The following is a 23,113-nucleotide window of genomic DNA, read 5'->3' as shown; positions in this document are numbered from 1 at the left end:
GGTAATTGATTGAATTCCAAGGGATTGTGAATCCCGAAAAGCGTGCTCGCCACTGTCATCAAATCGCGCTACGGTAGGGCTCTGTTTGGGACCAGTGTTGCATCAATAGGATGCTGGAACTTTTTCCTCCTTTAGCAGTCCAAATCCCGGACTGCTAAGATGGGTGCCTATGAGCCAGAACACCTCTACTGCCCTTGTGGCAAACAATCTCCCGATTCCCAGTGCGCTCGGTTCGCTGGACGCCTACATCGGTGCCGTGCACCAGATCCCGGTGTTGTCGGTCGATGACGAACAGGACCTGGCCCGTCGCTTCCGCGACGGCAACGATCTGGACGCCGCCCGCGAGCTGGTGCATTCGCACCTGCGCTTCGTGGTGCACGTGGCCCGCGGCTACAACGGCTACGGCCTTGCCCTGGGCGACCTGATCCAGGAAGGCAACATCGGCCTGATGAAGGCGGTCAAGCGCTTCGACCCGGAAATGGGCGTGCGCCTGGTCTCCTTCGCGGTGCACTGGATCCGTGCCGAGATGCACGAGTTCATCCTGAAGAACTGGCGCATCGTCAAGGTCGCCACGACCAAGGCGCAGCGCAAGCTGTTCTTCAACCTGCGCAAGTCGAAGACGCGCCTGGGCTGGATGAACGCGGCCGAAGTCAGCGCGGTGGCCAAGGATCTGAACGTGTCCGAGCGCGAGGTCATGGAAATGGAGTCGCGCCTGTCCGGTCGCGATATCGGTTTCGATGCGCCGACCGATGAGGACAACGAGCACGCGCCGCCGTCGCCGGCCGCTTATCTCGTGGCCAATGACGAAGACCCGTCGATGGCCTACGAGCGTGCCGACAGCGAAGACAACCAGATGCAGCTGCTGCGCGAAGGCTTGGCCGAGCTGGATGCGCGTTCGCGTGACATCATCCGCCGCCGCTGGCTGGATGCCGACAGCAAGGTGACGCTGCAGGAGCTGGCCGACGAGTACGGCGTGTCGGCCGAGCGTATCCGCCAGGTTGAAGCCAATGCGCTGAAGAAGATGAAGGCGCTGTTCACCGCGTAAGGCGGGTTGGCGTTGAAGCAATGAAAGGGCCCGGCACTGCCGGGCCTTTTCTTTTTTGGGTGTTCAATCCACGCGTGGCGTGGATCTACCCCAGCTATTCAGAACCAGTAGATCCACGCCATGCGTGGCTGCAGTGCAGCCATGGTCTGACGCGATCAGCTATCGAACTGACGAGCTGATTCTGCTGGGATATGCGAAACGGCGCAGAAGGTGTGCACTCATCATGGCTCCGAAGGGAACGCGTGCAAAAGAAACACTACTGGAGGCGATATACGACGCTGCTGTGAGCCTGCACGGTCATGGCGTCATCGATACGCCTCGTTTGAAGATCTACGAGGCGCTTTGTCTTGGGCGTGATCCGAGTGCGACAGTTCGCGGGCAAGGAAATCGCGGCCGTCCACGGCGCGACCTGATTGAACACAACGACAGTGATTCGGGAGGAGGCCCGGCAAGGCCGGGCCTCCATCCACGCCAAGCGTGGATAACCTGATGCCGGCCTCACCCCTCGCGTGCGATCGCGCGCCAACCGATGTCGTTGCGGTGGAATTCGTTGGCCCAGCTGACCTTGGCCACGCCGGCATAGGCGTTGGCCTGCGCATCGCGCACGCTGTTGCCCAGTGCGGCCACGCACAGCACGCGACCGCCCGCACTGACTACGTGGCCCTGCGCGTCCAGCGTGGTACCGGCATGGAACACCTTGGCACTGGCAGGTACGTCGTCCAGGCCGGAGATCACATCACCGGTGATCGGCGACTCCGGGTATGGGCTGGCCGCCAGCACCACGCCGAGCGACGGCCGCGGGTCCCACTGCGCTTCCACCTGGTCCAGCCGGCCATCGATGGCGGCTTCCACCAGCTCCACCAGATCCGACTGCAGGCGCAGCATCACCGGCTGGGTTTCCGGGTCGCCGAAGCGCACGTTGAATTCGATCACCTTCGGCGCGCCGCTGGCATCGATCATCAGGCCGGCGTAGAGGAAACCGGTGAACGGGATACCGTCGGCAATCATGCCCCGCACGGTCGGGTTCACCACCTCGCGCATCACGCGAGCGTGCACTTCCGGCGTGACCACCGGGGCCGGCGAGTACGCGCCCATGCCGCCGGTGTTCGGGCCGGTATCGCCGTCGCCAACGCGCTTGTGGTCCTGCGAGGTGGCCATCGGCAGCGCATGCACGCCGTCTACCATCGAAATGAAGCTGGCTTCCTCGCCGTCGAGGAATTCCTCGATGACCACGCGTGCACCGGCATCGCCGAACGCGTTGCCGGAGAGCATGTCACGCACCGCGTCTTCGGCTTCGGCCAGGGTCATTGCGACGATCACGCCCTTGCCAGCGGCAAGGCCATCGGCCTTGACCACGATCGGTGCGCCCTTCTCGCGGATGTAGGCCAGCGCGGCGTCTACCTCGGTATGCACGGCGTAGAACGCGGTGGGGATGTTGTGGCGGGCCAGGAAGTCCTTGGCGTAGGCCTTGCTGCCTTCCAGCTGCGCGGCGGCAGCCGTCGGCCCGAAGATGCGCAGGCCGGCAGCGCGGAAGCGGTCGACCACGCCGGCCACCAGCGGCACTTCCGGGCCGACCACGGTCAGCGCTACGCCTTCGGCCTGCGCCAACGCCAGCAGGCCGTCGATATCGGTCACCTTCACTGCCGCGTTGCGGCACTTGTCTTCGCTGGCGGTGCCGGCGTTGCCGGGCGCCACGATCACTTCGGTGACACGGGAGGACTGGGCCAGCTTCCATGCCAGGGCGTGTTCGCGGCCGCCAGAGCCGATGACAAGAATCTTCTTCATTTGGGAAGTATCCGAACTGGGAATCAGGAAGGAAAACGGTGGTGGGGGAGGGGTACTGCTCAATCCTCGCGCTTCGGTGCTGCAGCGATGAGTGCTTTTGCTTCTGCTTCGAGCTGGCGGAGATCCTCATCTACTTCCTGCTCGGACACGATTCGGTCACCACTGCGGCGCTGTTCGTCGAACTGGCGGTAGCGCTCGGCAATGACTGTCGCCATCTGTTGGTGCGAGACCTGCCCCGCGCCCTCCAGAATCGCGCGCTCATTGAAGTCCAGGAACCGATCCGTCTGAGCAATCCAGTCCGACATCCGCATCTCGACGCGACGCTCGGCGCGGTCCTCGGCGAAATCCAGGAACATGGTTACCAAGCGGTTGAGTTGTTCCAGCTCTGGTTGCGCCAGATAGTTCTTGGAGACCAAGGCATCGGACTTCCTGATGCGGTCACCACTCCAGTGGGTCAGGCCGAGGGTCGCCGAGTCCGGATCGGCACGTTCGACGATCAACTGCGCGGCGGTGCGACCGGTGACAGCGTAGACAAGCTTGTTCTGGATCGTGGCGAAGAACGCTTTGGCCGTCTGTGCCGTACCGTCATAGTCGCTGCTGGTAGCTTTGAACAGGTCGCGCAGCGTCTGGTAGAAGCGCTTCTCGGAGCTGCGGATATCGCGGATGCGACGCAGCAGTTCCTTGAAGTAGTCAGCGCGCTCGGCATCCTTCAGCCTTTCATCGTTGAGCAGGAAGCCCTTGAGCAGGTACTCGGCCAGTGCTGAGCCTGCCCAGCGTCGGAACTGGCGACCGCGTGGTGACCGCACCCGGAATCCGACTGCCAGGATCAGTTCAAGTCGATAAAGCTGCGTCCTGTATCGCTTGCCATCGGCAGCAGTAGTCAAGTCAAACTTGACAACTGAATCGGCGGCAAGCTCGCCTTCCTCCAGGATTCTCCGCACATGCAGGCTGATGTTCTGTTTGGTCGTATCAAACAGTTCGGCCATCTCGCCCTGGGTCATCCACACCGTCCCCTCCGCAGCGCGCAGGTGGACCTCCGTCCGGCCGTCGTCGGTGCGGTAGAGGATCAGTTCGCCGAGGAAGCTATTCATGCTGGTCGATTACCTCACTCGCAGCCTTCGCGTCGCAGCGCTTCGGGGAAGGAATAGGCCCAGGTCTTCGGGTCCAGGGTGAAGCGGTGTTCCTGCCGGACCTGCTTGCCACCGCAGGTGGTGCCGGTTTCTTCGATCAGCAGCGGCCAGACCCGCGCGCTGCGGTCGCTGTCGTCGAAACGCAGTGCGAAATCGATGCTGAAACGGCGGGTGCGGCAGTCGTTGGCCGTGTCGGGGTCGGTGCTGGCGTCGCACTCGTACTGGGCATCATTGTCGATATGGCTGCGCACGCTGCCACTGGCAACCAGGCCGTTCGGGCCCGGCAGGATCAGTGACTGCGAGAGCAGCGAGAAGCCCTGCCCGAACCAGCCGTCCTCGACGCGGAAACCATAGAAGTCGCTGCCGGCGCGAATGACGCTGGCGGTGCCGGGCTGGCCGCCGCTGCCGAAGCGCTCGCCGGTCAGTTCGCTGGTCACCTCGAAGCCATCGCCCTTGGGGCGCAGCACGAAGAACTCGATGGTTCCCGGGTCGATATGCGCGCCATCAACCAGCGCACCGCACACGGCCAACAACTGCTGCCAGCTGTCCCCGCTCACCACCGGTTGTTCCGCGCAGACCTGCCAGTCCACCGCATGGGTGTCGCCATCGTCGGTCCAGCGGCCGCGCCATTCAGCGGAGAGCGTGGCGTTGCTGCCGTAGCGCTGGACCAGGAAAGCCTGCAGTCTTGCGGTGCGGCTGACATGCTGCGCCGGTGAGGCGGGGGCCGCCGCCGGCGCATCTGCCTTCGGGCCCGCGCCGGGCTCGGCAGCAGGCTTGCAGCCCGCCAGCATGGCCGCACCCGCGAGGGCGAGGGCGGCCAGCGATTTCATCGAAACTGTGGACATCCGTGTCGCTCCAGGATCAATGGCGGAAGTGGCGCACGCCGGTGAACACCATGGCCAGGCCATGTTCGTCGGCGGCGGCGATCACTTCGGCATCGCGCATCGAACCGCCCGGCTGGATCACCGCCTTGATGCCGGCAGCAGCCGCGGCATCGATGCCGTCGCGGAACGGGAAGAACGCATCGGAGGCCATCACCGAACCTTCCACCACCAGGTTCGCGTCGGCTGCCTTGATGCCGGCGATGCGGGCCGAGTACACGCGGCTCATCTGGCCGGCGCCGACACCGATGGTGCGGTTGTCCTTGGCATAGACGATCGCGTTGGACTTCACGAACTTGGCGACCTTCCAGGCAAACAGCAGATCGGTGAACTGCTTGTCGGTCGGCGCCAGCTTGCTGACCACCTTCAGTTCGTCGCGGGTCATGCCGCGGTTGTCCGAGGACTGCAGCAGCAGGCCGGAACCCACGCGCTTGTTGTCGAAGTTGTTCAGGCCGTCGCCGTGCGGGATGCGCAGCACGCGCACGTTGGCCTTCTTCTGCGCGTATTCCAGCGCGGCCGGCTCGTAGTCCGGAGCGATCAGCACTTCGACGAACTGGCGGTCCAGGATCACCTTGGCGGTGGCTGCATCCAGCGGCTTGTTGAAGGCGATGATGCCGCCGAAGGCACTGGTGGGGTCGGTGGCGTAGGCCAGCTCATAGGCATCGCCGTTGCCGGCACCGACGGCCACGCCGCACGGGTTGGCGTGCTTGACGATGACACAGGCCGGCGCGTCGAACTGGCGCACGCATTCCCACGCCGCATCGGCATCGGCCAGGTTGTTGTAGCTCAGCTCCTTGCCCTGCAGCTGCTGGAAGGTGGCCAGCGTGCCCGGCACCGGGTACAGGTCGCGGTAGAACGCGCCGCTCTGGTGCGGGTTTTCGCCGTAGCGCAGGTCCATCACCTTCACGAAGGTGGAATTCATCTGTGCCGGGTACTCGGCACGCACCGGCACCGCCGTGTCAGTAGCGGTGACCGCCGACAGGTAGTTGCTGATCGCGGCGTCGTACTGGGCGACGCGGTTGAACGCGGCCACCGAGAACGCGAAGCGGGTGGCGGCCGTCAGCTGGCCGTTGTTGGCCTCCAGCGAGGCCAGCAGTTCGGCGTACTGCGACGGGTCGGTGGCCACTGCCACGCGGGCGAAGTTCTTGGCCGCCGAACGCAGCATGGCCGGGCCGCCGATGTCGATGTTCTCGACCGCGTCGGCCAGGCTGCAGTCGGCCTTGGCGGTGACCGACTCGAACGGGTACAGGTTCAGCACCAGCAGGTCGATGGCACCGATGCCGTGCTCGGCCATGACCGCATCATCCAGGCCCGAACGGCCCAGCAGGCCGCCATGCACCATCGGGTGCAGGGTCTTGACCCGGCCGTCCATCATTTCCGGGAAGCCGGTGACGTCGGCCACGTCCTTCACGGCCAGGCCCGCATCGCGGATCGCCTTGGCGGTGCCGCCGGTGGACAGCAGCTCCACGCCGCGTGCCGCCAGCGCAGTGGCCAGCTCGACCAGACCGGTCTTGTCGGAAACGGAGAGGAGGGCCCGGCGGACGGGCAACAGATCAGCAGTCATGGGACAGAATCGGCAGCGGAGCGGGGCCGATATTGTAGGCGGTGGGGGCCGGTGGCGGGTGCCGCAGGAGCAGATTCGCCGCGTTCAAGGCCGGCTTGACCGTGATGGGCACGATTCGCGGGCTTGTCAGCCACCGCCGGGCACGGCACGGTGCCGCCTGTCCCCGTGTGCAGGATGCCGTCCCATGACCGTCGCCAAGCGCCTGCAGGCCGCCCTCGATGCCGAAGGGGCGCTGCTGTTCCTGGCCCGCTATGTGCGCCACGCGCGTTGTGGCCAGGTCGCGGGCTGGTGCGGCTCGGCCGATGTACCGACGCTGCAGGCTGAAGCCGCCGAGCGCTGGGGTGAGCAGGCTGAGATCCTGTCCTGGGACGTGCAGCGCCGTGAACGCCGGCGCTGGCGGCGGCTGGAGTTCAAGGTCTACCTGGACGACAACAAGTGCTGGTATGGCGATGCCATCGCGCCCTACCGGCGCGCGCCGGGCGTGGCCGAACTGCTGCAGGCAATGCACGCGCAGTGCTGGCTGGACCCGTTCGAGCTGTATTTGTACGCCGATGACCTGGATGAGGGCGCCATCGTGCTGCCTGCCGGCGGCATCATCCACTTCCAGCGCTCGCCCGGCGGTGTGTACCGGCTGCTGGCGCTGCAGGCGGGGTTCGCCGATGTTGGGGCGCGGGAGCGGGCCGTGCAGGCGGTGCGCAATGCCATGCAGCGCAGCCATGACGCGGTCTGGTTGCGCTGCCATATCGATCCGCAGCTGCCATGGCAGGACTGGCTGGGCCCGGCGGAACTTGCCGGTACCCGTATTTGATGGGGTAGGCTGTGCCCGCACTGCCAAGGATCAGCGGGTACGGATCATGTCGATCTATGCATTGAAAGGACGTTTCCAGGACCTGTTGCGTCCAGCCGTACGCGGTCTGTACCGCATGGGGATCACCGCCAATACGGTGACCGTGGCCGCCGCCGTGGTCTCGCTGCTGGTGGCTGCCGCCGTGTGGTGCTGCGCGCCGGCCCAGCCCCTGCTGTACCTGCTGCTGCCGCTGTGGATGCTCCTGCGCATGGCACTCAACGCCGTGGATGGCATGCTGGCCCGCGAGTTCGGCCAGCAGTCGCGGCTGGGCGCCTATCTGAACGAGCTGTGTGACGTTATCGCCGACGCGGCGCTGTACCTGAGCCTGCTCAGCGTGCCGGGCGTGCGCCCGGAAGCGCTGTGGCTGCTGGCCTGGACGGCGGCCCTGAGCGAGTACGCCGGCGTGCTGGGGCTGATGGTCGGTGCCAACCGTCGCTATGACGGCCCGATGGGCAAGAGCGACCGCGCGTTCGTCATCGGCGTGCTGGGCCTGCTGCTGGCGTTTGAGTGGGTTGGCGCGATGACGGTCACTGGCGTGGCCGCGGCCATGGCGGTGCTGTGCGTGCTGACGATGATCAATCGCGTCCGTCGCGGACTGCGGGAAGCGGCGGTTTCGCCGAACTAATCAAGCAGATACAAGAAGACAATCAGGAGATTGCATGCGTCAGGCGCAGGAACGGGAATTCCACAGCTTCGACCAGGTACCGCTGTTCTACCGGTACTGGGCGGGCACCACTGCAACGCCGGCCACCAAGGCCATCGTGCTGCTGCACCGCGGCCACGAGCACTCCGGGCGGGTCACCCACCTGGTCGATGAGCTGGATCTGCCCGACACCGCCTTCTTCGCCTGGGATGCACGCGGTAATGGCCGTTCGCCCGGCGCGCGTGGCGATGCACCGGGCTTCCCGGCGCTGGTGCGTGATCTGGACAGCTTCATTGCCCACATCGGCGCTGAGCACGGCATCGCGGTGGAAGACATCGTGGTGATCGCGCAGAGCGTGGGTGCGGTGGTCGCCGCGACCTGGGTGCACGATTACGCACCGCGCCTGCGTGCGCTGGTGATGGCATCGCCGGCGTTCAAGGTGAAGCTGTACGTGCCGTTCGCTCGTGCTGGGCTGACGCTGATGCAGAAGCTGCGCGGCAACTTCTTCGTCAACAGCTACGTCAAGCCGCAGTGGCTCACGCACGATCCGGCACGGGTGGAAAGCTACCGCACCGATCCGCTGATCACCCGGCCGATCTCGGTGCGTGTGCTGCTGGGCCTGTACGAGGCGGCCGACCGCATCGTGTCCGATGCGCAGGCGATCAGCGTGCCGGTGCAGCTGCTGGTCTCCGGCTCGGATTTCGTGGTCCATCGCGGTCCGCAGGATCGCTTCTACGAGCGCCTGTCCAGCCCGATCAAGGAGCGCGTGCACCTGCCTGGCTTCTTCCATGACACCCTGGGTGAACGTGATCGCGCGCCGGCACTGGCGCGCATCCGCAGCTTCATCCAGGCCCGCTTTGCCGAGCCGCTGCGCGAACTTTCACGGCGTGATGCGCATCGGCATGGGCCGACCTTCGAGGAATCGGAGATCCTGGCCTGGCCGCCAGAGCGCAACAGCCTGGCCGACCTGCGCTGGCGTGTGGTGCGTGGCGGCCTGCGCTTCGGTGGCACGCTGTCTGAAGGCATCGCGCTGGGCCTGGAGACCGGTTTCGATTCGGGCAGCACGCTCGACTACATCTACCGCGACGAAGCACGCGGCAAGGGCCCGCTGGGGCGCATGATCGACCGCAACTACCTGGATGCGATCGGCTGGCGCGGCATCCGCGTGCGTGGCAAGCACCTGCAGGAGCTGCTGCGCGATGCCGCCCAGCGCCTGCGCGGGCAGGGCGCGCCGGTACGCGTGCTGGACGTGGCCGCTGGTCATGGCCGCTACGTGCTGGAAGCGCTGGGAACGGGCGAGCAGCGTGCGGACCGCATCGTGCTGCGCGATTTCAGCGATCTGAACGTGACCCAGGGCAGGGCGCTGATCGAACGCCTCGGCGCGACCGATATCGCCCGCTTCGAACAGGGCGATGCGTTCGATCCCGCGCAGCTGGCGACCGTGGACCCCGCACCCACGCTGGCGGTGGTGTCTGGGCTGTATGAACTGTTCCCGGACAACGATGCGGTGCTGCGATCGCTGCAGGGGATTGCCGCGACGGTGCCGGTCGGCGGCTACCTGGCCTACACCGGCCAGCCGTGGCATCCGCAGCTGGAGTTCATCGCGCGCGCGCTGACCAGCCATCGCGATGGCGTGGCATGGGTGATGCGCCGTCGCACCCAGCACGAGATGGATGAGCTGGTGCGCCTGGCCGGCTTCCAGAAGGTTGCACAGCGCATCGACGACTTCGGCATCTTCACCGTGTCGCTGGCGCGCCGGATCGCGTGATGGCGACGCTGGCAGCGACCCCACTGGCCAGCGAGGCGCGTCCCTGGCGACGCGCCCTGCTGTGGCTGGCCCTGCTGGGGCCGTTCTTCTTCGCCAGCTATGGTTTTGCCAACTGGATGGCCGGGCGCCATGCCGAACTGCCGGTGATGGCGTTCGGCTGGGAAACGCAGATTCCGTTCGTGCCGTGGACGATCGTGCCGTACTGGTCGATCGACCTGTTCTATGCGGTCTCGTTCTTCCTGTGCAGGCGCCGGCTGGAACTGGACCGGCATGCGCTGCGCCTGCTCAGTGCGCAGCTGATCGCCGTGGCCTGCTTCCTGCTGTGGCCGCTGCGCTTCAGCTTCCAGCGGCCCGAGATCGATGGTGTGTTCGGCTGGTTGTTCGATGTGCTGCTGGGCTTTGACAAGCCGTTCAACCAGGCGCCCTCGCTGCACATCGTGCTGCTGATCGTGCTGTGGGTGAAGTTCGCGCAGTACCTGCATGGCGCCTGGCGCGGGGTGCTGCATGTGTGGGCGCTGCTGATCGGCGTCTCGGTGCTGACCACATTCCAGCATCATTTCATCGATATCCCGACCGGCCTGCTGGCCGGTTGGCTGTGCGTCTGGCTGTGGCCGGAGCAGGGCACGCCGCCGCTGCGCGCCTGGCGCACCGCGCGTGACGCCAAACGTTGGCGCCTGGCAACGCTGTACCTGCTGGGGGCCGCTGCATTGCTGGTGCCGGTGGTGCTTCTGCGTGGCGCGGCGTTGTGGCTGCTGTGGCCGGTGGTATCGCTGCTGCTGGTGGCGTTGGCGTATGCGGGGCTCGGTACGGCGGTGTTCCAGAAGCGTGCCGATGGTCGCCTGACCATGGCGGCACGCTGGTTGCTGGCGCCGTATCTGGCCGCCGCCTGGATCAATTCGCGGCTGTGGACGCGACGCGCGCCGCAGCCGGTCCAGGTGGCCGATGAGGTCTGGCTGGGACGCCTGCCGTGTACCGCGCTGCCGGCGCCGCTGCGGGGCGTGGTCGATACCTGTGCCGAGCTTTCCTGCTGCGCGCCGGGTGCAGCGTATGCCGGCGTGCCGATGCTGGACCTGGTGGTGGCGACCCCCGCGCAGCTGCGCGACGCTGCCGATGCCATTGAGTGCCTGCGCGCGCAGGGGCCGGTGCTGGTCTGCTGTGCATTGGGTTATTCGCGCAGTGCCGCCAGCGTGGCGACCTGGTTGCTGCGCAGTGGTCGTGCGTGCAACGTGGTCGATGCCGTGGCGATGGTGCGCGCGGCGCGGCCGTCCATCGTGCTGCACGAGGTTCATCTGCAGGCCATCGCGGCCGCCGCCGCGCAGGAGAGAACAGCATGAGTGCCGGACCCGATCTGCCGATGATGCACCTGCTGCTGCGCCAGGGACGCCTGCCTGCGGCATTGTCGCTGGGCCTGCTGCTGGTGGCGCTTCTGCTGTTGGGCATCGAGCCTGGGCTGGCGATGGTCGCTGCCGGCCTGCTGTTGCTGAGTGTGGTTGCCGGCGTACTGCAGGCGTACTACGCGGTGCGTGTGCAGCTCGATGCCAGCCTGTTGCGGCTGTTGCAGCAGGAAGCGCTGCAGGGTGAGCAGGCCGCGCAACGGGTGGATCAGGCGCTGCACACGGCCGGCCTGCGCAGGCTGGACGCGCAGGCGCCGCTGCGCGGCTGGGACGCACGCTGGATGGGCATGCGCCGTCTGCTGGTACGCCAGTTCGCGGCAACGCTGCTGCAGTTTGCCGCGCTGCTGCTGGCCGTGCTGTGGCCGCAGACCTGAGGGGAGACGATGATGTTTGCTGAGTTGATCGCCCGGGCCAGCAGTGCGGCCATCCATGTAGTGACCGGTGCACGCGCGCTGTGGGTCGGCTGTGCGCCGTCCAGCGAGCATCGCGTGTACTACGGCAACCATGCCAGCCACGGCGACTTCGTGCTGATCTGGTCGTCGATGCCGCCGGCACTGCGGCGGCAGGTGCGGCCGGTGGCTGCCGCCGAGTACTGGCAGCGCGATGGCCTGCGCAGGTACCTGATCGATGCGGTGTTCAATGGCGTACTGGTGGAACGCGAGGCGGGCAACCGCCATCAGGATCCGCTGCAGGTACTGCGTGATGCGGTGGACGAGGGCTGTTCGTTGATCCTGTTTCCAGAAGGTACGCGCAACATCGGCGACGAGCCGCTGCTGCCGTTCAAGAGCGGCATCTATCACCTGGCACGGCAACGGCCGGAGCTGGAGTTCGTACCGGTGTGGATCGACAACCTGAAGCGGGTGATGCCCAAGGGCCGTTTCCTGCCGCTGCCATTGCTGTGTACGGCCACCTTCGGTACGCCGCTACGGCTGCGGGCCGATGAGGACAAGGCCGCCTTCCTGGCACGCAGCAGGCAGGCGCTGCTGGACCTGGCGCCGAACGGGGGCAAGGCATGAGCTTCCTGATCGATGTGTCTGGTGACCTGGCTACGCAGAGCGTCGGCCAGCAAACCAGTCTGCTGTTCGCTGGCGTCGGTGCGGTGCTGGTGTTGGCCACGCTGGTGGCCGAGACATTGCGGTGGCGCCAGCGCGGCGCGCCCAGCGCGGTGATCGCCAACCTGGTCTCGCGTATCCGCGCGTGGTGGGTGATGGCGATCGTGGTCGGGCTGGCGCTGTTCTTCGGGCGTGCCGGGGTGATCGTGCTGTTCGCGATCATCTCGCTGTTCGCACTGCGCGAGTTCATTACCCTGGCACCCACGCGGTCAGGTGACTATTACGCGTTGCTTGCCGCCTTCTACATCGTGCTGCCGTGGCAGTACTACCTGGTGTGGATCGACTGGTACGGCATGTACACGCTGCTGATCCCGGTCTACGCGTTCCTGTTCCTGCCGATCCTGGCCACCATCGGCGGCGACACCACCCACTACCTGGAACGTACCTCCAAGGTGCAGTGGGGCCTGATGATCTGCGTGTTCTGCATTTCGCACGTGCCGTTGCTGCTGAACCTGCGTGTGCCCGGTTACGACCCGGCGCGCAACGTGCTGCTGTTCGCCTTCCTGGTGATCGTGGTGCAGTCCTCGGACGTGCTGCAGTACATCTGGGGCAAGCTGCTGGGCAGGCGCCTGATTGCACCGAAACTGTCGCCGTCGAAGACGGTGGAGGGCTTCGTGGGCGGCGTGCTGAGTGCCAGCGCGCTGGGCGCGGCGCTGTGGTGGATCACCCCGTTCACGCCGCTGCAGGCGTTCGGCCTGTCGCTGCTGATCAACCTGATGGGATTCTGGGGCGGCCTGGTGATGTCGGCAATCAAGCGCGACCGTGGCATCAAGGACTGGGGCCACATGATCGAGGGCCATGGTGGCATGCTCGACCGGCTGGATTCAGTGTGCTTCGCGGCGCCGGTGTTCTTCCACGTGGTGCGGTACTACTGGAAGGCGGGCGGCGGCGGTTGATGCCGCTGGGCCGTCATCCACGCATGACGTGGATCTACCGGTAGTGCCGGCCGCTGGCCGGCAACTGCAACATCCTGCCATCGTTCATGGGGTTGCCGGCCAGCGGCCGGCACGACCCTCGTGCGCGCTTACGCGCTGATGCCGTATTCCTTCAGCTTCTTGCGCAGGGTGGCGCGGTGGATGCCCAGCATCGCTGCAGCCCGGCTCTGGTTGCCTTCGCAGTGGTTGAGCACTTCCACGAACAGCGGGATCTCCATCTCGCGCAGCACGATCTCGTAGACATCGTCCGCGTCGCAGCCATCAAGGTCACGCAGGTAACGGCGCACGGACTGGGCGACATGTTCACGCAGCGGTGGCCGGGCAGCGCCACGACTGTTGTCAGGACGAGAAAGGACAGCGTTCAAGGGGGTTCCCGATTCGGTTGGCCCGTGCGCGCGGAGCGCGCGGCCGGACGAGGTGGTGGCGGTCAGTCTAGCGCGAGCGTGCCCGACCTGCCACGGCCAGTCGTGTCCATCCTGGTCACAGGAAGTCGAAGGTGAATGCGACGGTGGACGCAGCCGGCTCCTGTACACGGAAGGCAATACGCGCGCTCTGTCCCGGTTCCAGCAGGGCCGCACCGGGGTCTTCACCCAGATACTGCGCCGGCGTGAAAACTGCGCTGCCGATCACCCGGCCATCCGCATCGGACAGCGACAGGCGCAGTGCCGGCCAGGCCTGCGCCCAGCGTGCATCGTTGCGGATGCTGGCCTGCACCTGCAGGACACCCGCCTGGTTGGGCAGCGGCCGGATCTCGCGGCTGGTCATGGTGAACGCGGTCGGTTCATGCCAGGCGGGCAGGGTGCAGCGCAGGACGCCACACAGCGCCCCGAGCCACGCACGATTGCCGGCGTCGGCGGCCAGTCGCGCGCGATCGGCAAGCACGCTTTGCAGGACCAGCAGCAGGGCCAGCCCGGCGACCAGCAGCCAGTGCCAGCGCGGCGTCGGCAGCCTGCGCGCGCGTGCGGCACCGAGGAAGCTGGGCGCGTCGCTGGCAACGGCGGTTGCCTGTACCGCAGCCGGTACGGGCTCGATGCGCACTGCCTCATCGGCAATGACAGTGTCATCGTGGTGGTGCTTCATCGCTGCCGGTTGCGATACAGGGTCGATAGGTTCAGCCGGTGCTGCAGCAATGGGCACCGGCGCGGCTGCGTCCGGCGTGTGCGCTTCGGTCGCAGGCGCGGCATCACCTTCCGACGTGGGGCGCAGGAAGGTGGCCAGCGGACGGCGCGGTGGGTTCGGCTCGGACATGCTCAGGGCGCGGGCTCGGATCCAGCGGTCATTCAACCACGATCAGGCGCGGCGCACGCCGGTGATGCGCATCCAGTCGCCATCCTGGGTCGCCTGCAGGTCGTCGAACCACGGCGCATAGCGCTGCAGCAGTTCGCCTTCCTGGCCGTGCAGGATGCCCGACAGGGCGATGCGACCGCCGGCAGCGACGCGCGCGGCCAGCAGTTCGGCCAGCGCATCCAGCGCCGAGGCAAGAATGTTGGCGACCACGACCGGATAGGTCGCGACGGGTTCGTCCTGTGGCAGGTACACGTGCATGCGTGCCTGTTCGCCATTGCGCTCGGCGTTGTCGGCGGTCGCCACCAGTGCCTGCGGGTCGTTGTCGACGCCGATTGCCTCAGCCGCGCCCAGCTTCAGTGCGGCCAGCGCGAGGATGCCCGAACCACAGCCGAAGTCGAGCACGCGCTGGCCCTGCAGCAGGCCATCCACGGCCAACTGGTCCAGCCAGCGCAGGCACAGCGCGGTGGTCGGGTGGGTGCCCGAACCGAACGCCAGGCCCGGATCCAGTCGCACCACGGCGGCATCGGCGGCCTGCGCGGCCTCCGGAAGTTCATGGTTCCATGGCACGATCCAGGTCCGGCTGCCGAAATCCATCGGCTGGAACTGGTCCAGCCAGGCGCGTTCCCAGTCCTCGTCCTCGACCGCGCGGAAGCTGCCGCCGCTCCAGTCCAGTTCCGGATCGAATGCTTCCAGTGCGGCCAGCAGCAACAGCGCATTGCTGTCGGCGGGGAACAACGCGCTCAGCACCAGGGTGTCCCACAGAGGCGTTTCGCCCACGCCCGGCTCGAGAATGGCCTGCTCGTTGCTGGTATCGGCCTCGGCATCAAGCAGGGTCACGGCCAGTGCGCCGACGTCCTCCAGCGCGTTTTCATAGCGGGGCTGGGTCGCTTCGGTGCAGCGCAGGGTCAGTTCCAGGAACGGCATGGCAGTGGGGGCAATCGCGGGAAAGGGGGCCATGCTAGACCATCGGGGCGTCTCCGTATTGCCTGAGATGCCGACCTGGGATGAACGACGCCGGTTCAGACAGGCCTGCCGGGCCTTGCTAAACTCCGTGCTTTCCTGTGCGCCGTGATGCTCCACCGCCGCCAATGGCCTTTGCTCCGACCCTGAAAACCTGGTTGCTCGTGCTGCCGGCGGTGGCCGTGCTGGGCGTGGCCGGGTATCGGGCCAGCGGCCATGTGGCGCCGTCCACGGTGGAGGCAGACCTGCCGGGCGTCGCGGTCGCCGATGGCAGCGCAGCAGCGTTGCAGGTGATGCCGGAAGCACTGGCGCGCCGGCTGGCGGCCTTCGAGCGCGGCAACGCGCTGCCTTCAGGCCTGCCACTGGATCTCCGTGCCGATATCGAAGATGCCACCGATCTGTATGCCTACGCGCAGCGCCTGCGCGTGCAGGCCGATGAAGGCAACCACGAGGCGCGCTGGATGCTCAGCAGGGTCTATGACTACTGCGCACAGTATGCGGTCGACCCGGGCGGCTACCGCCTGGACAACAACGTGCTGGCCGGATCGGGGCTGACCGCCGCGCCGGCGATGGTGCAGGCACGCGAACGTGTCGCGCAGCGCTGCGGTGGCTTCGTGCCCGGCGACAAGCTGGGGCCGCCGCTGGTGCTGGCCGAGCGCCGCAAGGCGGCTGTGCAGGGCAACCTTGCGGCCGAGGCAGCATTGTTCGCCGAAGGCGAGCCGCTGCAGGACAGCCCCGAGTACCGCCGCGACCTGGTCGAGCGGGTGCGCACTTCGCGCGATCCGGAGGCATTCATGGCCATCGCGCCGGGCATGGGCGTGCGCGCCTCGGGCGATCGAGCGCTGAACGGCCTGGTGGCCGGCGAACAGCTCAGTGAACTGGCATGGCGGCTTGCGGCCTGCGAACTCGGTCTACCGTGTGGAGCAGACAGCGTGCTGGTCAACAGCTTTTGTGCGAACGGAGGGATCTGTTCGCAGGATGGAACGCAGGATTTCCGGGATTTCGTGTATGACGCTGCGGTTTCGCGGCAAGGTGCGGGGAAGATGAGGCAATGGATCAAGCGATTGGTTGGAAAGAGGGACGGGCAATGAATTACCGTCGATTCCTGCATGGGGCCAAATTCTGGTTCTGGGTGGCGCTGTTCGTGGCCTATTCGGCCGGTGCGGTTGGCCTGTTGATGATCGACACCTATGAAGATCGTTACCGGCATCTATCAAAGGTGGAGCTGACCACGGTGAAGGCGCAGGAAGACGTGCGCCGCGCGGGCGCCAGCCAGGTCGCAGCGGTGTATCGCGCGCAGAGCGGCATGCCGTTCGCCTCGCTGCCGGCCGGCAGCACCTTCCAGGTGGTGTGGCCCGACGGCTCGACCGAGACCATGGTGATCGTCGACCCGACCTCGCCCAATGGTGTCCGCCCGTTGGCGAAATCGCAGATTCCGGCGACGGCGGCCGACGCGCACTGAAGGTAGCGCCGGGCCATGCCCGGCGGCCTCGCGCTTCGTTGCCATTTCGCCGGGCATGGCCCCGGCGCTACCGGAAGAGAAACAGAAAAGGGCGGGGATATCCCCGCCCTTTTCATGTCCAGCACCTGGCGCCGATCAGGTCAACGCGATCGGCTTGTTCTTGCGTTCGGCAAGGCGCTTTTCCAGGTAGTGGATGTTCTGCCCACCGGCCTGGAAGCCCTTGTCGCGCATGATCCGCTGCTGCAGCGCGATGTTGGTCTTGATGCCGTCCACCACCATTTCGCTCAGTGCCACCCGCATGCGGGCGATGGCGGTCTCGCGGTCCGGGCCGTGCACGATCAGCTTGCCGATCATCGAGTCGTAGTTCGACGGCACGCGGTAGCCACTGTAGATGTGGGTGTCCACGCGCACGCCGGGGCCGCCCGGCGGATGGAAGCCGGTGATGGTGCCCGGGCTCGGCACGAAGGTTTCAGCATCTTCGGCGTTGATGCGGCACTCGATGGCATGGCCGGTCAGCACCACGTCGCTCTGCTTGATCGACAGCTTCTGGCCGGCGGCGATCTTCAGCTGCTCAGCCACCAGGTCGATGCCGGTGACCATTTCGGTGACCGGATGCTCCACCTGGATGCGGGTGTTCATTTCGATGAAGTAGAAGCGGCCGTCCTCGTACAGGAACTCGAACGTGCCGGCGCCGCGGTAGCCGATGCGCACGCAGGCCTCGGTACACACCTTGCCGATCTGCTCGCGCTGTTCGGCGCTGATACCCGGCGCCGGTGCTTCTTCCACCACCTTCTGGTGGCGGCGCTGCATCGAGCAGTCGCGCTCACCCAGGTGGATGGCATTGCCCTGGCCGTCGGCCAGCACCTGGATCTCCACGTGGCGCGGGTTCTCCAGGAACTTCTCCATGTAGACCTCACCATTGCCGAACGCGGCCTTGGCCTCGCTCTTGGTGGTTTCGATGGAGGTCTTCAGCGAGGCTTCGGCGTGCACCACGCGCATGCCGCGGCCACCACCGCCACCGGCCGCCTTGATGATGACCGGGTAGCCGATCTCACGGGCGATCTTGGTGTTGGCGACGATGTCATCGCCCAGCGGGCCGCCCGAGCCGGGCACGCACGGCACGCCGGCGGACTTCATTGCGCGGATGGCTTCGACCTTGTCGCCCATCATGCGGATGGTGTCCGCCTTGGGGCCGATGAAGATGAAGCCTGACTCTTCCACGCGCTCGGCGAAGTCGGCGTTCTCCGACAGGAAGCCGTAGCCCGGGTGGATGGCCTGGGCGTCGGTGACTTCAGCCGCGGCGATCAGCGCCGGGATGTTGAGGTAGCTCTGCGGCGACGGCGCCGGGCCGATGCAGACCGACTCGTCGGCCATGGCCACGTGCTTGAGGTTGCGGTCGACCGTGGAATGCACGGCCACCGTGCGGATGCCCAGGGTATGGCACGCGCGCAGGATGCGCAGCGCGATTTCCCCTCGGTTGGCAATGACGACTTTGTCGAGCATGGCGTGCCCCTCAGCCGATCACGAACAGCGGCTGGTCGAACTCCACCGGCTGGCCGTTCTCGCCGAGGATGGCGACGATGGTGCCGGACTTGTCGGCCTCGATCGGGTTGAACATCTTCATCGCTTCGATGATGGCCAGGGTTTCGCCTTCCTTGACCTGCTGGCCAACGCTGACGAAGGCCGGCTTGTCCGGGGCGGCCGAGGCATAGAAGGTGCCGACCATCGGCGAGCGCAGCACGTGGCCTTCCGGCAGCGCCGGGCCCGGCTTGGCGGTGCCGCCGGTGGAGGCTTCGGTCGGCGACTGCATCGGCATCGCCTGCGGTGCGGGGGCGGCCGGGGCGGCATACACCGGTGCCGGCATAGGTGCGGCATAGCCGGCCACCGGGGCACGCGACAGGCGCACCGACTCTTCGCCTTCCTTGATTTCGATTTCGGCCAGGTTCGACTCTTCCAGCAGGTCGATCAGCTTCTTGATTTTGCGGAGATCCATGGTGGCCTCTTTGCTCTTGATGTCAGTGTGGTGGGAAGCGCGTCGCGCTCGGGTCAAAGCAGTTCGTAGAACTCGCGCAGCTGCCGCGTACGGTCGCGCGCGAGGGTGGTCAGGCAGCGCATCTGTGCGCCGTTGCGCGCCGTGCCATCGGAATTGAGTGCATAGACGGCGTTGCAGTCGTGGTCGCGCAGCTGCATCCAGGCACGCTGGGCCAGCACCAGCTGCTGTTCGGCCTCGCCGCAGTAGCTGCAGCTGCCACCGTGGTCCGGCGTGCGCAGCTGCTGGCGCGCCTGGGCGTACACGGTATTGAGTTCAGCGTCTGCAGCCGCCGCTACGTCCGAGGCGCACAGGTCGCTCTCCATCGTGGTGGTCGGGTGCGCACAGTCGATGCCTTCGTCCTTGCGGTCGAACGCCGTGGCCGCGCCGCAGATGCCGGCCCACAGCACGACGCTGGCAAGCACGCGCGGCAGCATCATCACGCGCCGGCCACCCGCACGCGTGCCAGCGCTGCATCCATCGCATAGCGATAGCTGTCGGCACCGAAGCCACAGACCACGCCCACGGCCTTGTCACTGAAGTAGCTGTGCTGGCGGAACGGTTCGCGGGTATGCGGGTTGGACAGGTGGATCTCGATGAACGGCACCGCCACCGCTGCCAGCGCATCGCGCAGGGCCACCGAGGTGTGGGTGAAGGCGGCCGGATTGATCAGGATGAAAGCGGTTCCGTCATTGCGCGCGGCCTGCACGCGGTCCACCAGGACGTGCTCGGCGTTGGACTGCAGGCTCTCCACCGCGTGCCCGGCAGTGGACGCCTGGGCGGCCAGCGCCTGGTCGATGTCGGCCAGCGTGGTGTGGCCGTAGACCTCCGGCTCGCGGGTGCCGAGCAGGTTGAGGTTGGGGCCGTGCAGGACCAGCAGCTTCGCCATGGGATCCGGAAGACGGGAAAGGGCGGCAGTCTGGCGGAACCGGCGGATGCTGTCCAGTTCGGCGAAGTTTGGCGCGTTTCAATCTAACGTTTGAAATCTGCCGAAGGGCTTGTGGCCGTATGGCGGGCGCTGGATCAAGGCGCGCTGAACGCCGTGCAGGCGGGGGATGCGTGCACGTAGACCGACGATGGCGTCAGGGTGGGCGATGGCTGACGCTGCGATGGGCCGTGATGCCGTAGATCCACGCCATGCGTGGATGTGGGAGTTCCGTGTGCATCAAGCTACGCGCCCATCACTGAGCCATCTGGCACCCCTCACGTCTCCAGCGGCACCGTCGGCACCACGTTCGGAAACACTTCTTCCAGCGGCTCCTGCTCGCCCGGCTTCGGCGCCGGCCAGTTGTAGGCGTTCACCGGCTGTGCGCGGTTCACCCACAACGCGTAATGGAGGTGGTCAGCGCGGCCATCGCCAGTATTGGGATGGATCAGGATCGTCAGGCCCAGGCTGTTGAGCTGCAGCCACGGCACCAGTACCGGCAGCAGGTCGTTGGTGAAGCCGAAGTAGAACGAGGGCGTGACGTGCGGGCCGCGCGGCTCCAGGTTCCAGTTGCCCAGCTCCACCGGGAAGCGTTCGGCGGCCCAGCGTCGCAGCAGTGCGGCTTTCTCGAAACTGTCTTCATCGAAGTAGATATGCGCGTGATAGCTCTTGATGTCGGTGTAGGCACGCGGGGTGGCCGGCAGGGTGGCCTCGCCGGGGCGCACGCTGGCCGGACGCGGCGTCGGCTCGCTGGCCGTGGCCTCGCCCCAGGGGCTGCGGCCCTGGGGCGCGGGCGGAACAAGGGCGCGGAAACCGGGGCGGCCCGGCTCGGTCGTGTTCACAGCGGCCTCGGCGCGCGGCGGCGCGGCGGCAGCGGTAGCGCTGGCCAGGCCACCGGCGGCCAGCCCGGCCGAGGCGATCAGCCGCCGGCGCGTGGGCGAGAGCAGGTCGGCCCACTGGGCGTCGTCGTCGGCATCGAACAAGGCGTCGGTAGCGGAAGTCTGTGGGTCCGGGTGCATGAAGGGCTCCATGGCAGCGTGCGGCGGGGGCAGGCAAGCACGCTCAGGCACCTGCCTCGGCAGCGTCCAATAAGCAGGCAGCATCACCTCATGCCCGTTCACCCGCGATGTCATTGAGCGCGGCCGATCGGCGGGCTAGGGTGCAGGTCTGCCGCCCTGGAGCCCGTCATGACCTCGCCCGATGCCGACACCCGGCGCAAGCGCGCGACCTTCCGCCAACTGCATGCACAGGGTTGTTTCGTGCTGCCCAATCCGTGGGATGTGGGCAGCGCCCGCTACCTGCAGCGGCAGGGCTTCCAGGCGCTGGCCACGACCAGCGCCGGCTGTGCCTGGAGCGAGGGGCGGTCGGACGGCGCGGTTTCGCTGCAGGCCACGCTGGAACATCTGCGGCTGATGGTGGCGGCGACGCCATTGCCGTTGAACGCCGATTTCGGTGATGGCTTTGGCGCCACACCGCGCGCGGTGGAGGAGGCCGTGGCGGCGGCAATCGATACCGGCGTCGCCGCGTTGTCGATCGAGGACGCCAGTGGCGTGGCCGATGCGCCGTTGAGGCCGATCGACGAGGCGGTCCAGCGCCTGCGTGCAGCGCGCGCGGCCATCGACCGTGCCGGCGGCGAGGTGCTGCTGATCGGCCGGGCGGAGAACTTCTTCGTCGGCGTGCCCGATCTGCAGGACGCGCTGCAGCGGCTGCGCGCCTATGCCGAAGCGGGTGCCGATGTGCTGTATGCACCAGGCATCAGTACACGCGAACAGATCAGTGCGGTGGTCGCCGCTGCGGGCTCGAAGCCGGTGAACCTGCTGGTCGGTGGGCCGACGCCGCTGAGCCTGCAGGACATCGCCGCACTTGGCGTGCGCCGGGTCAGCCTCGGCGGTGCGCTGGCGCGTGCGGCGTGGGGTGGCTTGATGCAGGCCACCCAGCCGATCGTGCAGGACGGCCGCTTCGATGGCCTGCAGCAGGCGGCCTCGGGCGCGGCGTTGAACGCGTTGTTCCGCCGCTGACGGCACCCCGGTGCAGGCCCAGGTGAACTGACTGGCAGTAGATTCACGCCATGCGTGGACGGATGAGGCCGTGACTACAGCGCCTCCATCCCGCCCTTGGGCATGGACACTTCCGGCTCCAGCGCCGGCAGCAGTTGCCGCAGCAGCCCGGGGTTGTCCAGCAGCGCGGTGCCATCGAGATAACGCCAGTCCGCAGTTCCCACGCGGCGTACAGCGACCATGAACGAGGTGCTGCGTATCGGCGACTCGCGCACGCGCAACAGTGACTGGCGTGGCACGAAGCTGACCTCTTCGTCGCCAGCGGCGTAGGTGCGGCCGGGCATGCCGGCTTCGTCGCTGATGACGGTGACCGACTTGCGCAGTTCCTTCACGGTATCGCGGGTCATCCGTGCATAGGCGTCATCGCCGCCGGCCAGCTGCTTCAGGCTGGGGTGGGTGCGCGCGATGATCAGCTCCGCATCGCCGCGGCCGAACGCATCCAGCATCGCCTGCACGTCCTGACGCAATGCCTTTGAATCACTGGGGCTGAGTTCGCCTGCGAAGGCCGATGGCAGCACGACCGACAGCAGCAGGGCCAGCAAAGGGAGAAGCAGGCGTCGATCCATTCTCGGCTGTCTCTGGGGGAAGCGCCGCACTATACGGCGGATGCGGAAACAGCGTCCCACGCATGGCGCTGGTATCCCGGCCGCCACTACTTACTATTGGTAGTTAGTGAATTCCGGACATCCCCCATGCACAGCCTCATCGTTACCGCCCATCCTGAATCCGGCTCGTTGACCCATGCCATCGCCAAGCGCATCGGCGAAGCCATCACCGCGGCGGATGCCGCCAACACCGTGACCCACGCCGACCTGATGGCCGAAGGTTTCGATCCACGCTTCAACCCACAGGACCAGGCGCTGTTCCGTGGCACCGGCGCAGTTCCGGCCGACGTCGCCGCCGAGCAGGCGCGGCTGGACGCCACCGACACACTGGTACTGGTCTACCCGCTGTACTGGTGGTCGTTCCCCGCCCTGCTGAAGGGTTGGATCGACCGCGTGTTCACCCAGGGCTGGGCCTACCAGGACGGTGCCGACGGCAAGGTACAGAAGAAGCTGCAGCGTTTGCGCGTGCACCTGGTCGGCATCGGCGGCGCGGGTGCGGAGATGATCGAGCGGCGCGGCTACGGCGCGGCGATGAAGGCCCAGATCGACATGGGCATCTTCGACTACTGCGGCGCGCGCGTACTGTCTTCGGAACTGCTGCTGGACGCCGATTCCGGCGCAGCCGAGGGGCATCTGCAGTCGGCAGGCGAGATCGGTCGTAAAATCGGCACTCCGATGCACTGA

25 protein-coding genes are annotated in these 23,113 nt (G+C 66.7%); 12 read left to right on the top strand and 13 right to left on the bottom strand.

All coding sequences use genetic code 11. The features are described from left to right. Positions 1 to 169 precede the first annotated feature (169 nt). On the top strand, positions 170 to 1,045 hold the full coding sequence (gene rpoH / locus SMAL_RS18615) for an RNA polymerase sigma factor RpoH (protein WP_006397457.1): 876 nt from the start codon (positions 170 to 172) through the stop codon (positions 1,043 to 1,045). A 498-nt stretch (positions 1,046 to 1,543) separates the two neighbouring features. Here the strand turns inward: rpoH and purD are convergent, their stop codons facing one another. The 4 genes from purD to purH are packed head-to-tail and all read right to left on the bottom strand — an operon-like array spanning position 1,544 to position 6,405. Then, the gene (purD, locus tag SMAL_RS18610; RefSeq protein WP_012512281.1) at positions 1,544 to 2,830 is read right to left on the bottom strand and encodes a phosphoribosylamine--glycine ligase; all 1,287 of its coding nucleotides are present in this window, start codon (positions 2,828 to 2,830) and stop codon (positions 1,544 to 1,546) included. Between the two features lie 59 nt (positions 2,831 to 2,889). Then, complete coding sequence (gene rhuM, locus SMAL_RS18605) at positions 2,890 to 3,921, bottom strand: RhuM family protein (protein ID WP_006397453.1); 1,032 nt, start codon at positions 3,919 to 3,921, stop codon at positions 2,890 to 2,892. Between the two features lie 14 nt (positions 3,922 to 3,935). Next, complete coding sequence (locus SMAL_RS18600) at positions 3,936 to 4,805, bottom strand: hypothetical protein (protein ID WP_012512280.1); 870 nt, start codon at positions 4,803 to 4,805, stop codon at positions 3,936 to 3,938. A gap of 16 nt (positions 4,806 to 4,821) precedes the next feature. Further along, entirely contained in the window at positions 4,822 to 6,405 is a 1,584-nt protein-coding gene (gene purH / locus SMAL_RS18595) for a bifunctional phosphoribosylaminoimidazolecarboxamide formyltransferase/IMP cyclohydrolase (protein WP_012512279.1), read from the bottom strand. Positions 6,406 to 6,589: 184 nt separating this feature from the next. On the opposite strand from purH, the gene SMAL_RS18590 reads away from it, so the two are divergent. Genes SMAL_RS18590 through SMAL_RS18560 form a run of 7 tightly spaced genes read left to right on the top strand, consistent with a single transcriptional unit; the run spans position 6,590 to position 13,065 of the window. Further along, complete coding sequence (locus tag SMAL_RS18590) at positions 6,590 to 7,213, top strand: hypothetical protein (RefSeq protein WP_012512278.1); 624 nt, start codon at positions 6,590 to 6,592, stop codon at positions 7,211 to 7,213. Between the two features lie 46 nt (positions 7,214 to 7,259). Then, positions 7,260 to 7,877 carry a CDP-alcohol phosphatidyltransferase family protein gene (locus SMAL_RS18585; protein ID WP_012512277.1) on the top strand — a complete coding sequence of 206 codons (618 nt, stop codon included), beginning with the start codon at positions 7,260 to 7,262 and terminating at the stop codon, positions 7,875 to 7,877. 34 nt (positions 7,878 to 7,911) lie between these two features. Beyond that, positions 7,912 to 9,663 carry a bifunctional alpha/beta hydrolase/class I SAM-dependent methyltransferase gene (locus tag SMAL_RS18580; RefSeq protein ID WP_012512276.1) on the top strand — a complete coding sequence of 584 codons (1,752 nt, stop codon included), beginning with the start codon at positions 7,912 to 7,914 and terminating at the stop codon, positions 9,661 to 9,663. Then, on the top strand, positions 9,663 to 10,997 hold the full coding sequence (locus tag SMAL_RS18575) for a phosphatase PAP2/dual specificity phosphatase family protein (RefSeq protein WP_012512275.1): 1,335 nt from the start codon (positions 9,663 to 9,665) through the stop codon (positions 10,995 to 10,997). The genes SMAL_RS18580 and SMAL_RS18575 overlap by 1 nt, the downstream gene beginning before the upstream one ends. After that, positions 10,994 to 11,431 (top strand): hypothetical protein, encoded by a 438-nt coding sequence (locus tag SMAL_RS18570; protein ID WP_006397202.1) that lies wholly within the window; start codon positions 10,994 to 10,996, stop codon positions 11,429 to 11,431. The genes SMAL_RS18575 and SMAL_RS18570 overlap by 4 nt, the downstream gene beginning before the upstream one ends. 12 nt (positions 11,432 to 11,443) lie before the next feature. Further along, positions 11,444 to 12,073, top strand: coding sequence for a lysophospholipid acyltransferase family protein (locus SMAL_RS18565; RefSeq protein ID WP_041864690.1), 630 nt, complete (start codon positions 11,444 to 11,446; stop codon positions 12,071 to 12,073). After that, positions 12,070 to 13,065 carry a phosphatidate cytidylyltransferase gene (locus tag SMAL_RS18560; protein WP_012512273.1) on the top strand — a complete coding sequence of 332 codons (996 nt, stop codon included), beginning with the start codon at positions 12,070 to 12,072 and terminating at the stop codon, positions 13,063 to 13,065. The genes SMAL_RS18565 and SMAL_RS18560 overlap by 4 nt, the downstream gene beginning before the upstream one ends. A 128-nt stretch (positions 13,066 to 13,193) precedes the next feature. Here SMAL_RS18560 and fis read toward each other — a convergent pair whose 3' ends face one another. The 3 genes from fis to prmA all read right to left on the bottom strand — a co-directional run bounded on the left by fis (position 13,194) and on the right by prmA (position 15,315). Continuing rightward, positions 13,194 to 13,469: a DNA-binding transcriptional regulator Fis gene (fis, locus tag SMAL_RS18555; protein WP_006397198.1), complete on the bottom strand. Its 276-nt coding sequence runs from the start codon at positions 13,467 to 13,469 to the stop codon at positions 13,194 to 13,196. Positions 13,470 to 13,584: 115 nt separating this feature from the next. Continuing rightward, entirely contained in the window at positions 13,585 to 14,352 is a 768-nt protein-coding gene (locus SMAL_RS18550) for a DUF3426 domain-containing protein (RefSeq protein ID WP_041864598.1), read from the bottom strand. Positions 14,353 to 14,394: 42 nt separating this feature from the next. Further along, entirely contained in the window at positions 14,395 to 15,315 is a 921-nt protein-coding gene (gene prmA / locus SMAL_RS18545) for a 50S ribosomal protein L11 methyltransferase (protein ID WP_012512271.1), read from the bottom strand. A gap of 164 nt (positions 15,316 to 15,479) precedes the next feature. On the opposite strand from prmA, the gene SMAL_RS18540 reads away from it, so the two are divergent. Continuing rightward, positions 15,480 to 16,442 carry a hypothetical protein gene (locus SMAL_RS18540; protein ID WP_006397195.1) on the top strand — a complete coding sequence of 321 codons (963 nt, stop codon included), beginning with the start codon at positions 15,480 to 15,482 and terminating at the stop codon, positions 16,440 to 16,442. Continuing rightward, complete coding sequence (locus SMAL_RS18535; RefSeq protein WP_012512270.1) at positions 16,439 to 16,813, top strand: hypothetical protein; 375 nt, start codon at positions 16,439 to 16,441, stop codon at positions 16,811 to 16,813. Before SMAL_RS18540 ends, SMAL_RS18535 begins: the two co-directional genes overlap by 4 nt. Before the next feature lie 135 nt (positions 16,814 to 16,948). Here SMAL_RS18535 and accC read toward each other — a convergent pair whose 3' ends face one another. From accC to SMAL_RS18510, 5 genes are all read right to left on the bottom strand, one after another. Next, the gene (gene accC, locus SMAL_RS18530; RefSeq protein WP_006397186.1) at positions 16,949 to 18,316 is read right to left on the bottom strand and encodes an acetyl-CoA carboxylase biotin carboxylase subunit; all 1,368 of its coding nucleotides are present in this window, start codon (positions 18,314 to 18,316) and stop codon (positions 16,949 to 16,951) included. A gap of 10 nt (positions 18,317 to 18,326) precedes the next feature. Continuing rightward, positions 18,327 to 18,806 carry an acetyl-CoA carboxylase biotin carboxyl carrier protein gene (accB, locus tag SMAL_RS18525; protein WP_006397184.1) on the bottom strand — a complete coding sequence of 160 codons (480 nt, stop codon included), beginning with the start codon at positions 18,804 to 18,806 and terminating at the stop codon, positions 18,327 to 18,329. Positions 18,807 to 18,859: 53 nt separating this feature from the next. After that, positions 18,860 to 19,282: a lysozyme inhibitor LprI family protein gene (locus SMAL_RS18520; RefSeq protein ID WP_012512269.1), complete on the bottom strand. Its 423-nt coding sequence runs from the start codon at positions 19,280 to 19,282 to the stop codon at positions 18,860 to 18,862. Beyond that, positions 19,282 to 19,731, bottom strand: coding sequence for a type II 3-dehydroquinate dehydratase (aroQ, locus tag SMAL_RS18515; RefSeq protein WP_012512268.1), 450 nt, complete (start codon positions 19,729 to 19,731; stop codon positions 19,282 to 19,284). The genes SMAL_RS18520 and aroQ overlap by 1 nt, the downstream gene beginning before the upstream one ends. 314 nt (positions 19,732 to 20,045) lie before the next feature. Continuing rightward, positions 20,046 to 20,786, bottom strand: coding sequence for a DOPA 4,5-dioxygenase family protein (locus SMAL_RS18510; protein WP_012512267.1), 741 nt, complete (start codon positions 20,784 to 20,786; stop codon positions 20,046 to 20,048). A gap of 168 nt (positions 20,787 to 20,954) precedes the next feature. On the opposite strand from SMAL_RS18510, the gene SMAL_RS18505 reads away from it, so the two are divergent. Beyond that, complete coding sequence (locus SMAL_RS18505) at positions 20,955 to 21,785, top strand: isocitrate lyase/PEP mutase family protein (protein ID WP_012512266.1); 831 nt, start codon at positions 20,955 to 20,957, stop codon at positions 21,783 to 21,785. A 74-nt stretch (positions 21,786 to 21,859) separates the two neighbouring features. Here SMAL_RS18505 and SMAL_RS18500 read toward each other — a convergent pair whose 3' ends face one another. Next, positions 21,860 to 22,390, bottom strand: coding sequence for a hypothetical protein (locus SMAL_RS18500; RefSeq protein ID WP_012512265.1), 531 nt, complete (start codon positions 22,388 to 22,390; stop codon positions 21,860 to 21,862). Between the two features lie 126 nt (positions 22,391 to 22,516). Here SMAL_RS18500 and SMAL_RS18495 point away from each other — a divergent pair, with 126 nt between their 5' ends. Next, positions 22,517 to 23,113: an NAD(P)H-dependent oxidoreductase gene (locus tag SMAL_RS18495; RefSeq protein WP_012512264.1), complete on the top strand. Its 597-nt coding sequence runs from the start codon at positions 22,517 to 22,519 to the stop codon at positions 23,111 to 23,113.

It is taken from the genome of Stenotrophomonas maltophilia R551-3, from assembly GCF_000020665.1.
GTDB lineage: Bacteria > Pseudomonadota > Gammaproteobacteria > Xanthomonadales > Xanthomonadaceae > Stenotrophomonas > Stenotrophomonas maltophilia_L.
Note: the sequence above shows the minus strand (reverse complement) of the source record. Positions and strands in the feature narration are given on the sequence as shown.

What these genes read in the sequence shown, in the direction of transcription:
- SMAL_RS18570 (WP_006397202.1), top strand. Translation starts at nt 10,994, where the DNA reads ATGAGTGCCGGACCCGATCTGCCGATGATGCACCTGCTGCTGCGCCAG.
- SMAL_RS18535 (WP_012512270.1), top strand. Translation starts at nt 16,439, where the DNA reads ATGAATTACCGTCGATTCCTGCATGGGGCCAAATTCTGGTTCTGGGTG.
- SMAL_RS18575 (WP_012512275.1), top strand. Translation starts at nt 9,663, where the DNA reads ATGGCGACGCTGGCAGCGACCCCACTGGCCAGCGAGGCGCGTCCCTGG.
- SMAL_RS18585 (WP_012512277.1), top strand. Translation starts at nt 7,260, where the DNA reads ATGTCGATCTATGCATTGAAAGGACGTTTCCAGGACCTGTTGCGTCCA.
- SMAL_RS18580 (WP_012512276.1), top strand. Translation starts at nt 7,912, where the DNA reads ATGCGTCAGGCGCAGGAACGGGAATTCCACAGCTTCGACCAGGTACCG.
- SMAL_RS18550 (WP_041864598.1), bottom strand. Translation starts at nt 14,352, where the DNA reads ATGTCCGAGCCGAACCCACCGCGCCGTCCGCTGGCCACCTTCCTGCGC.
- aroQ (WP_012512268.1), bottom strand. Translation starts at nt 19,731, where the DNA reads ATGGCGAAGCTGCTGGTCCTGCACGGCCCCAACCTCAACCTGCTCGGC.
- SMAL_RS18500 (WP_012512265.1), bottom strand. Translation starts at nt 22,390, where the DNA reads ATGGATCGACGCCTGCTTCTCCCTTTGCTGGCCCTGCTGCTGTCGGTC.
- SMAL_RS18565 (WP_041864690.1), top strand. Translation starts at nt 11,444, where the DNA reads ATGTTTGCTGAGTTGATCGCCCGGGCCAGCAGTGCGGCCATCCATGTA.
- purD (WP_012512281.1), bottom strand. Translation starts at nt 2,830, where the DNA reads ATGAAGAAGATTCTTGTCATCGGCTCTGGCGGCCGCGAACACGCCCTG.
- SMAL_RS18590 (WP_012512278.1), top strand. Translation starts at nt 6,590, where the DNA reads ATGACCGTCGCCAAGCGCCTGCAGGCCGCCCTCGATGCCGAAGGGGCG.
- SMAL_RS18520 (WP_012512269.1), bottom strand. Translation starts at nt 19,282, where the DNA reads ATGATGCTGCCGCGCGTGCTTGCCAGCGTCGTGCTGTGGGCCGGCATC.
- SMAL_RS18505 (WP_012512266.1), top strand. Translation starts at nt 20,955, where the DNA reads ATGACCTCGCCCGATGCCGACACCCGGCGCAAGCGCGCGACCTTCCGC.
- SMAL_RS18600 (WP_012512280.1), bottom strand. Translation starts at nt 4,805, where the DNA reads ATGTCCACAGTTTCGATGAAATCGCTGGCCGCCCTCGCCCTCGCGGGT.
- prmA (WP_012512271.1), bottom strand. Translation starts at nt 15,315, where the DNA reads ATGCCGTTCCTGGAACTGACCCTGCGCTGCACCGAAGCGACCCAGCCC.
- rpoH (WP_006397457.1), top strand. Translation starts at nt 170, where the DNA reads ATGAGCCAGAACACCTCTACTGCCCTTGTGGCAAACAATCTCCCGATT.
- rhuM (WP_006397453.1), bottom strand. Translation starts at nt 3,921, where the DNA reads ATGAATAGCTTCCTCGGCGAACTGATCCTCTACCGCACCGACGACGGC.
- accB (WP_006397184.1), bottom strand. Translation starts at nt 18,806, where the DNA reads ATGGATCTCCGCAAAATCAAGAAGCTGATCGACCTGCTGGAAGAGTCG.
- SMAL_RS18510 (WP_012512267.1), bottom strand. Translation starts at nt 20,786, where the DNA reads ATGCACCCGGACCCACAGACTTCCGCTACCGACGCCTTGTTCGATGCC.
- SMAL_RS18560 (WP_012512273.1), top strand. Translation starts at nt 12,070, where the DNA reads ATGAGCTTCCTGATCGATGTGTCTGGTGACCTGGCTACGCAGAGCGTC.
- SMAL_RS18540 (WP_006397195.1), top strand. Translation starts at nt 15,480, where the DNA reads ATGGCCTTTGCTCCGACCCTGAAAACCTGGTTGCTCGTGCTGCCGGCG.
- purH (WP_012512279.1), bottom strand. Translation starts at nt 6,405, where the DNA reads ATGACTGCTGATCTGTTGCCCGTCCGCCGGGCCCTCCTCTCCGTTTCC.
- SMAL_RS18495 (WP_012512264.1), top strand. Translation starts at nt 22,517, where the DNA reads ATGCACAGCCTCATCGTTACCGCCCATCCTGAATCCGGCTCGTTGACC.
- accC (WP_006397186.1), bottom strand. Translation starts at nt 18,316, where the DNA reads ATGCTCGACAAAGTCGTCATTGCCAACCGAGGGGAAATCGCGCTGCGC.